9 protein-coding genes are annotated in these 6,975 nt (G+C 36.7%); all 9 read right to left on the bottom strand.

Annotated elements, in window-relative coordinates; translation table 11 throughout:
* Positions 1-69 precede the first annotated feature (69 nt).
* Positions 70-969 (bottom strand): hypothetical protein, encoded by a 900-nt coding sequence (locus tag H8S17_RS15570; RefSeq protein WP_186867845.1) that lies wholly within the window; start codon positions 967-969, stop codon positions 70-72.
* Between the two features lie 90 nt (positions 970-1,059).
* Positions 1,060-1,758, bottom strand: coding sequence for a flagellar filament capping protein FliD (locus H8S17_RS16625; RefSeq protein ID WP_243238109.1), 699 nt, complete (start codon positions 1,756-1,758; stop codon positions 1,060-1,062).
* Between the two features lie 21 nt (positions 1,759-1,779).
* A complete protein-coding gene (locus H8S17_RS15560; protein WP_186867846.1) occupies positions 1,780-2,556 on the bottom strand; it encodes a FlxA-like family protein in 777 nt (258 codons plus the stop codon).
* A 291-nt stretch (positions 2,557-2,847) separates the two neighbouring features.
* Positions 2,848-4,218, bottom strand: a complete 1,371-nt coding sequence (locus H8S17_RS15555; RefSeq protein ID WP_186867844.1) for a sensor histidine kinase — start codon at positions 4,216-4,218, stop codon at positions 2,848-2,850.
* On the bottom strand, positions 4,215-4,928 hold the full coding sequence (locus H8S17_RS15550; protein WP_055306784.1) for a LytR/AlgR family response regulator transcription factor: 714 nt from the start codon (positions 4,926-4,928) through the stop codon (positions 4,215-4,217). Before H8S17_RS15550 ends, H8S17_RS15555 begins: the two co-directional genes overlap by 4 nt.
* Before the next feature lie 313 nt (positions 4,929-5,241).
* The gene (locus H8S17_RS15545) at positions 5,242-5,451 is read right to left on the bottom strand and encodes a BAR domain-containing protein (RefSeq protein ID WP_186867843.1); all 210 of its coding nucleotides are present in this window, start codon (positions 5,449-5,451) and stop codon (positions 5,242-5,244) included.
* Positions 5,435-5,908 (bottom strand): hypothetical protein, encoded by a 474-nt coding sequence (locus tag H8S17_RS15540; protein ID WP_186867842.1) that lies wholly within the window; start codon positions 5,906-5,908, stop codon positions 5,435-5,437. Before H8S17_RS15540 ends, H8S17_RS15545 begins: the two co-directional genes overlap by 17 nt.
* A 66-nt stretch (positions 5,909-5,974) precedes the next feature.
* Positions 5,975-6,475, bottom strand: coding sequence for a hypothetical protein (locus H8S17_RS15535; RefSeq protein WP_186867841.1), 501 nt, complete (start codon positions 6,473-6,475; stop codon positions 5,975-5,977).
* A 41-nt stretch (positions 6,476-6,516) separates the two neighbouring features.
* The coding region (locus H8S17_RS15530) for a hypothetical protein (RefSeq protein WP_186867847.1) at positions 6,517-6,975 on the bottom strand (459 nt) is incomplete at its 5' end.

The following is a 6,975-nucleotide window of genomic DNA, read 5'->3' as shown; positions in this document are numbered from 1 at the left end:
CAATAGCTGGTTTACTGTGTTTACATCTGTTACTGTCTTCATAATTATTCTCCAAACCCTTTTTCAACATTAAACGCCAAACATATGCTGCAATTTGTCCAGCATATTATTTACTCTGCTTTCAACAGCTTCTGGCTGATTTCTTAATTCATACCTGCTTCCATAGTAATCATTTAAACGGTCTTTCATTTCATTACAAAATAATTTTTGATCTGTTTTACCATTTAAAAACTGATTGCAAATACCACTTATCTCTTTCTTCTCATTTGCATAAAAAGCTGTCTCATCTGAGATTATTTCTGACTTGTACTTATAAGATTCTGTTTTACTTCCAATTCCAACAACCATGTAATCTGGTGTCATTTTCTCCATGATAGAATTACGTGCCGAATCATTAAAATGAACATATTCGTCAATCATGTCTGAAAAACCTGCTTGTAATTGCTCTGGAACATACATTTCATTTACTTTTCTTAGCCCCGCTTCACTTGCACTTAACAAAAATACAGATTCATAGGAAGTTCCTCTATATCCCTCTTTGGCATTTAAAGAGTCCATATCTGCTGTCATTGTATTAATTTTCTCTTTTAAATCTTTCATTTCATCTTCTGTCAAATATTCAGAAGCATTTTCGTCCAGCCATTTTCCAAAAACCTCTGACTGATTTTCCAAACAGCCTTCAAACGCACTTTGTTCTCCAGAAATGGAAGCTGCTTTCAAATCTAATTTGAATAAATTTTCACATTTGTATTCTGCTGGTATTTCTTTTATCTCTCCATTGATTGACGAAAAATGCATTGCCTGAAAATCTGAGACTTTACCACGAGCAGTCTTAACTAACTTTCTTGCTGAATCACTGATTTTCACATCATCCTCCGAAATAATATTCTGAGGAACAGTTGTTTTCTTCTCGACCTTATTTTTTATCATCTCAGGATTATTAATATACCTATTTCCTTGAACTTTCATAGCAACCTCCCTAAGTTAGTCCACACTTTCTATACTTCTTTATCTATCTTGCTCGATGTCAAAGAAGAATCCGTCTTAGAGTACGTACCATTATTTGTATAGGTTGCACTCGCCCGGTTTGCAGCATTCGATATACCTACCAGTTGCTTTCTGCGATATTTTGCTTACAAAAGAATTATATCCTGTAAAGACCGTTTTCAGCGAACTGATATCTGCCTGCTTTAAAGCATCCTCATCTAATTCCAACTTGTTTCCTTTTCCTATGGTAATACCTATTTTGGCAAGCATATTACTGTTTTTGTCTGTCATTCCAGTCATCCATGAAGCATTTCGCAATACATCCTTTGTATTAGATTCTCCGGCTTCCTTAACTACATCATTATAATCTTCAACAAAAGATTTTACTGCCTTGGTGATTTTATCCCAGTCATAATCCTCTACCTCAATCTCTTCCCCCGTTTTTTCATCTTTCTTTTTTATTTTCTTTTTTTCCCAAAGAGAAGAGTCATTCAAAGCATCTGCTGATTTTTTCAGAGAATCTGCACTTGTTTTCATCAAGGTAAGTTTTTGTGAAGTATCACCTTTTCCCGATAATTTTTCAGCATCCTGTTTTGCATAATATGCTTTCATAAGTTTTCCATAGCTTCCATTTTTGATTGCAGCATAATCAGAAAGCATATTTGTATTGCCTACTGATGAACTATCTGACGTTCCACTAAACAACGCTGAAAAATCTACATTGCTGTTATATTTACTTGTATAATCACTAAAACTTTTGATTTCTGACATAACACCAGCCTCCTTTCCGAACTATAAACGTATATCTATCGGTGTATATACTACCGACTGTCCACTTTCTGATGCTGGATTTGTTATTGTTTCTGCTGTTTCTGTTTTGATATCTGCATTATCTGATGCATCTGTTGTCGTATCTACATTTTCCTGTGTATTCTCTGCTTTCTGAGGTTGATCCTTCTTTGTTTCTGCTGCATCTGTACGGTTGTCTGCCTTTGCTGCTTCTTCCATAGATTTATTTGCATCTGAAAGTGAAGACATCTGTGCTGCTGTTGCAGACTGCGCTTTTGCCTGCAAATCTGCCAGTTCTTCTTCTTTCTTTTCGGTATTGCCTTTTCCAGCATCCTGCTTGATTTCAGACTCAAGCACACCGGCTCTTCCTTCCATCTGTGTTGCCATACTACCCTGCACTTTTGCTTGCTTCATAGATGAATCTGCGGAAATCATTGCCCGCATACCTGCCTGTGACAAGCCTGTTCCTTTCTTTGCAGATGTATTTTTTGTACCAGCCACCATATCATCCATAGATGATTTTTTACTCTGCTGTTCCTTTCTCTGTTCAATCTGGTGCTGTCTTAACTGTTGATTGAGATTTGTAATTTCCTGTTGTATCTCCTGACGTTTCTTCATCTTATCCTCTAATGACAGTTCTTCATTTGATGATAAGTCCTGCAATTTCTGCTGTGCATTTGCAATCTGATTCCGAATATTTTTACTCACAGAATCATTCGCCTGTGCCATTCCAATTGCTCCTGTCTGCGTATTCGTTCCGTTAAATCCATTAATTTTCATCATTTCGTTGTCCTCCTTGAGCTAATACTCTGAAATCCGTTTCCTGAAAATCTGTATAACATGATTTCTCTTTATTTTTTCTTTCGGCATATCTTTCTTCACAATAAACTGTGATGTTGTGAACCGCCCTTTTTTCGTTGTGAAGCAGTCTGAAAATGCTTTTCAGACTGTCGCAGTGCTCCTCAAATATTGTTGCAAGCAACATATTTTCATCGCTACCTGCGCAAAAAAAGCACTACATATTTCTGTAATTTCTGTAATTTACAAAATACATAGTGCCAATTTATTTCTTTATTCTACCTGCATCATAATGCTAAGGATTACTTCCTCATTTCCCTGCTCCAAAGATATATCTCCCATATACATTCTGGCAACCCGGCGAATGTTATTCAGACCCATTCCATGTTCCCTCCCAGATTTGGTTGTTTCTGGCAAATCGCTGTCACCAAAATTAAGCTGACCCCCAAAACTGTTTTTTATGGTTATTATAAAGATACTGTTTTTCCGAAAAGAATAAATGCTGATATACGGATCATCTCCACTTACATTTTCCATGCAGTTATTCAAGGCATTATTCATGATCACACTCAAATCAAATGCATTTAACTTCGTATTCTGCGGATAATGAAAATCCAACAGAAAACGAATCTGCCTTTCTTTTGCTTCTCTCAGCTTTTCCATCAAAATAACATCAATTACCGGACTTCCTGTCTTTATTTCCGGAGATACCTCGTCCCATTCATTTTTCAGATGTTCCAAGTATTCTGTAGCATCATCCATGTTATTATGTGCCACCAGATGTTCCAGTGTCTGTATATGATTTCCCATATCATGGCGCATGGAGCGGATATCCCGATATAACTTTTCGACTTCCTCAATATGCTTTTTCATGTCACTGATCTGATTTAATACCAGCTCTTGTCCCCGCTGTTCTTCCTGCATCTCTTTCCAGTTTTGAAACATTACAATCACAACAAGAATAGCAACTATGGAAATCAGATAGTGTAAAAAGCTTAAAGCTCCATAAAATCCATATGTATCAATCAAGTTCTTTCCAGTATCTCGTTCGTATATCATGAGATAATATTGTAAAATGCCATACCCAGTGACGCCTACAAGTGAAGGTATAATAAGCATTACCATCTCTTTGACGCTCATTTCATCTTTTTTGTATATATACGCTTTATTGATCAGTCCTATTGCAACCGCAATAAAAGCAATACAAAGTACAATATCCAAAACTCTGGTTCCAACATATAGTCCGTATTGCAACCACACTTTTTCTGCACTCATATTCCGAAATACAAGTGCTTTTGTAACAAGATTATCAAGTCTGGCTGCCATTGCAACCGTTAACCATCGGATAGAAAAGAACGTAATTGCAAGAAATATTTTCTGATATATATTTCTTCTGTCCTCTGCATACATCACAAGAAACGCTGCTATAACTCCAATCAGATATGCGGAAAAATTATCAATCTGTGGCGGAATCATATATAAAACAAGCATAATCGTAATATAAACAATACTGACTGCCACAGCCCCTTTTTTCTTTTTTATATAGGGACAAACAAATTTTCCAAAATAGATTCCTGTAATCATAAGGAGTGCGATAACAGAAATTTTCGATGTAACCATCCAGCATTTTTCTACCAAACTCATCCGATTTCTTTTCCTTTCCTCTGATTATATTTCAAATATTGTTTTACAAACTCAGAATAATTCTGTTTTGCAATCAATGCAGTTCCATTTTCCATCGTCACACAATTTGCATCATATTTCTGAACATATTTGAAATGTACGAGGTAGGCTCTGTGTGTACGAAAAAAATCTGCTCCCGCAATTTCACTCAGTTCCTGCAATTTTCCATAATATTCAATATTCGTATCCCGTGTATGGATAATGACTTTTCGATTATATACCTCAGCATACACAATATCCTTCAAAAACACTTTCATATGGCTTCCTCCGGACTGCACCATCATGTATTTTTCATCCGATTGATTTTCAGAATATTTTTCAATGCTTCTGACTGCACGTTTCACAACTTCCTCAAATTTTTCATCTGAAAACGGTTTCACCAGATAATGAAATGCTGCAACATCAAATGCCTGAAAAACATACTCCTCCACAGCAGTTACAAATATCAATACCATTCTTTCATTTTTCTGACGCAGAATCCTTGCCGTTTCCATTCCATCCATTCCTGGCATCTGAATATCTAAAAATAGAATATCCGGCTCACAACCACTTGCAATCAATTCATCACCAGATAAATATTTATCTATTACTGCATCCGGCAATAATTTCTTTATTTTTTCTTCTAATATCAATCCTATAGATTTTTCATCATCACAGATTGCTATTTGCATCTTGTCACTTCCTTACTTACATACAATTATATTTATAATATCGGAAAAGTTCTTTAAATAGCTAGCCGCCATGTTGTGAACTGACCTTTTTTTGTTGTGAAATAGAATATCACATATATCGCTTTATCTGCTTCCTGTTAATTTGTTTTATCCGGCACACGCTCCTGGGAGTGACTGTATCTATCAAAAAAAGAAGTCAGCAGTTTATTCACGCACTACTGACTTCCTATACTACTTATTTTAATTGCCTCCCACATCCATCTGAATCTGATATCTTGGAATTGTCCCATTTTCCTTTTTATAAGCCAGAACATCATAAATCATCTACTGTTACGTTCCCATTTGATACCTTATTCAAAAAACGATCTAATTCCTCTACATAGCCAGCCAGACGATATTCCTCATCACTCATATTTTCTACAGTCTGTGAATGACTCAGATATGAGTTTTTTATCTGCTGCATAAATTTATCTTCCACGAGTTTTTTCACTTTTTCATTGTCTTCATCACTCAGTCCGGTCACACACTTCTCCCGCAGAGGAAATCGAAATATGCATGGTACTATCCAATGAAATCCCTGTCTCCTGCAAAGCATCCCTAAAATCATTCTGGAATCTCCGATCCGCTTCATCGGCTTCTATTTTTTGTATATCCTTGATGTTGCCATAAATTTTCACATAGGCTTCTTCCGCATCTGTGAGTGTTTCACCATTTTGCTTTCTTGCCAGCATTTGTGCAGCACTCTCATTTCCAGAATATTGTAATTCCTTAGGAAGTGCCTCAAACTGCTCTTTGTGAAGTCTGTCAATGCCTTCTTTCTCTAAATCCTTTCTCATATTTTTCCCTGTTAAGGAATCCAGTAAGCTCTTTTCCCCATTCTGAAGTTCACGACCATTTCGCTCCCGTGCCTTTACAAGTGCTTGTGCTGCTGTTACATTGTTTGAAGCAAGAGTTCCAATGTGAAGGGTACTATCACTCATATGTTATCTCCTAAATAATTTTATATATGTCTCATCGTTGTCATTTTCCGTTTCTGTTCCAGTCAATTATAACTTTTCCAATCTTTCCAGAAACGCAACATAGAATTCTCTTTCCTTCATACAAGCCCTCCGAACCTCTATGCTTTTCGGAACATATTCCAGTGGATGGTCTAAATTATATAGTGCCTGTTTCGTTGCCTGAATTGCAGATTCTGTTGTGTTTCCCAAAATGTCGATGTTATCCACATCGCCCTCACCCTTCATCTGCTTATTCAGCCTTTGTACCATCATCTGCGATATATGGCTCAACATTCCATTTTTCGTTATTCCCATACCATTCGCATTTACTTCCTTCGCTGCTTCCATCCATGCGTCCTTTACCTCCTGCGGAGCATTCGGACCAATCATATCAAATGCTTTTTCGTTAAAATCCGTATCTGCCATATATGGATTTATACTCTCATTTTCCTGTTTGGCACGTTCTGTACTAAATAGAGGAATATCTTTCTGTCTGCGCCTGTTTTCGTATGACACACCATTCATAGAATAGTTGGAACTAATCTGCATATATCAATCCCCCCTTTTTTATTTGAATTGCATTATTATCATTAGGCTTTCGCTTCAAAAATTGGTCTTTTTTCCAGATAATCCGGTAGTTCTTTTAATTCAGAATGCATACCATTCTTTACGGCGTTATATTCCTTCCAGTAAATGGAATAGAATTCATCTTTTTTTGTAAGTTCCGCCGGAGTCATTTCATACCCCCAGCCAGCACCAGTATTTAACAATACATTCACGCCCTGACTCTGAATTTGAACACCATAACCACCTGATGTTAAAATAGTGAATTTTAATGTTCCGCCTCCTGCCAGTGCAATCTGCTTGTCCGCAAGATTCTGATTTTTTCCCTCTGCCTGTTCCAAAAAATCCAGTAAGGTTAATTCTCCAATCCCTTTACATTTTGGATTGGCATTTTGATTTTTCATTGCACTTTTTGCCTGTTGGTATAACTGCTTTCTATCCGGTGCAACCTCTGACAAATATTCTGCCCTTAACTGCAATAGCTG

This window comes from Roseburia zhanii (assembly GCF_014287635.1).
GTDB classification, from domain to species: Bacteria; Bacillota; Clostridia; order Lachnospirales; family Lachnospiraceae; genus Roseburia_B; species Roseburia_B zhanii.
This window is presented reverse-complemented; position numbering and strand designations above follow the sequence as displayed.

What these genes read in the sequence shown, in the direction of transcription:
- H8S17_RS15570 (WP_186867845.1), bottom strand. Translation starts at nt 969, where the DNA reads ATGAAAGTTCAAGGAAATAGGTATATTAATAATCCTGAGATGATAAAA.
- H8S17_RS16625 (WP_243238109.1), bottom strand. Translation starts at nt 1,758, where the DNA reads ATGTCAGAAATCAAAAGTTTTAGTGATTATACAAGTAAATATAACAGC.
- H8S17_RS15560 (WP_186867846.1), bottom strand. Translation starts at nt 2,556, where the DNA reads ATGAAAATTAATGGATTTAACGGAACGAATACGCAGACAGGAGCAATT.
- H8S17_RS15555 (WP_186867844.1), bottom strand. Translation starts at nt 4,218, where the DNA reads ATGAGTTTGGTAGAAAAATGCTGGATGGTTACATCGAAAATTTCTGTT.
- H8S17_RS15550 (WP_055306784.1), bottom strand. Translation starts at nt 4,928, where the DNA reads ATGCAAATAGCAATCTGTGATGATGAAAAATCTATAGGATTGATATTA.
- H8S17_RS15540 (WP_186867842.1), bottom strand. Translation starts at nt 5,908, where the DNA reads ATGAGTGATAGTACCCTTCACATTGGAACTCTTGCTTCAAACAATGTA.
- H8S17_RS15535 (WP_186867841.1), bottom strand. Translation starts at nt 6,475, where the DNA reads ATGCAGATTAGTTCCAACTATTCTATGAATGGTGTGTCATACGAAAAC.